Raw genomic sequence first — 1,545 nt, 5'->3', positions numbered from 1 at the left:
GTCTAACTGCCCAGAGCCATAGCGCTTGGAATAGCCACCGAACCCATAGACACTTTGTAGCATAAGAAAGAATAGGTCAAAGAACCTCGTATAGAAATGAGGTACAGAACAGTTCTAGTTTGATGTATGGAATCCACTCCCTCTCTGCCAGTCTACACTTAGCAGAGTGCCATTATAACGAGGGCTCCAATATGTTGACTAAAAATGTTATCGCTATCGACCTAGCAAAAAATGTTCTGCAAGCCTGCCATATCAGTGTTCACGGTGAGATGCTGTCCAATAAACCTCTAAGTCGACAGAAAATGAAAGAGTTTCTTGCCAAGGCTAAGCCTTCCATTGTCGCAATGGAAGGGTGTTGCGGATGTCATTATTGGGGTCAGTTAGCTCAAAAGTTTGGACACGAAGTGCGGATTATCAACCCGAAGAAAGTGAAAGGCTACCTAGAAGGACATAAAACTGATCATAATGATGCCCTTGCTATCGCTAATGCCGCTATCCAAATTGGTATCAAGTACAGCCGCCCAAAGTCATTAGAACAACAATCTATGCATTCATTAGAAACCAGCCGTAGGTTCTTATCTCGTAGTGTGGTTTCCTTAGGGCTTCACATTAGAGGGACGATTTTGGGCTACGGGATAGCAAACCCTAGAGGTGAAAAAGGTTTAAAAGCGTCGGTTCAAACAGTACTTGATGGAGAGACCTCAATACCAGCAAATGTTGTATCCGTTCTGTCCATGTTGTGGGAGCAATATAAAGAACTGAAAGCAAAACTCATCGCGTTCGAAAAAGAGAAAAATGCTTTAACCCGCCAGATAGAACCATGCCAACGATTAATGGAAATTGAAGGTGTTGGTGAAACAACAGCTGCGATGCTCTATACAACTCTTGGTGATGGAAAGCAGTTCAAGAATGGAAGACAAGCTTCAGCGTTTGTTGGTCTTACACCCAAACAACACAGTTCAGGTGGCAAGGTCTTTATGATTGGGATCGATAAATGCGGTGGAGTGAAGGAGCTACGCTCCCTTCTCTATCTTGGTGCAATGTCTTACGTTGGACGACTCCCCGAAAAACCGAAGACTCAAAAGGATGCTTGGTTGAGGAGTATCATAGATCGTATCGGCTTCAAGAAGGCCTGCATTGCACTGGCGAACAAAGTGGTACGGACTGCGTGGGCAATGCTTCGGTATGAGACTGAATACAAACCAGTATTACTTACTAATTAATCACTAACAAATTCTAAAATTTTACAAAATGATGAAGCATAAAAGGTAAGACCAACCTACTGAAAACCTGGCCGTTCTGTCATGCTAAGCAAGCTGCTAACTCGATAAGGACAGTAGGTGCGCAAAACATCAAAGGCTAGAAGGTAGCTCCTTCAATAAGAAGCCGAATATACGACCGCATCTTAACTTTTATTACCAAAATCACTTTGTAAATACGTGGATTCCATATACATAAAGGGGCAGAAGTGTTTTAGAGTAGTCGCACTAAGGCGCTCTTGTCCCAATGAGTGCTATCACCGTAGAGGTCAAGCACGTCTCTGGA

Annotated in this window: 1 protein-coding gene; it reads left to right on the top strand. The window is 43.3% G+C overall.

Annotation, left to right across the window (positions count from 1 at the left end):
• The first annotated feature begins 191 nt into the window (after positions 1-191).
• Complete coding sequence (locus tag AB6D07_RS22950; protein ID WP_017100620.1) at positions 192-1,223, top strand: IS110 family transposase; 1,032 nt, start codon at positions 192-194, stop codon at positions 1,221-1,223.
• Positions 1,224-1,545: the final 322 nt, after the last annotated feature.

This window comes from Vibrio sp. 10N.239.312.C11 (assembly GCF_041466065.1).
Classification (GTDB): Bacteria; Pseudomonadota; Gammaproteobacteria; order Enterobacterales; family Vibrionaceae; genus Vibrio; species Vibrio tasmaniensis_A.
This window is presented reverse-complemented; position numbering and strand designations above follow the sequence as displayed.

What these genes read in the sequence shown, in the direction of transcription:
- AB6D07_RS22950 (WP_017100620.1), top strand. Translation starts at nt 192, where the DNA reads ATGTTGACTAAAAATGTTATCGCTATCGACCTAGCAAAAAATGTTCTG.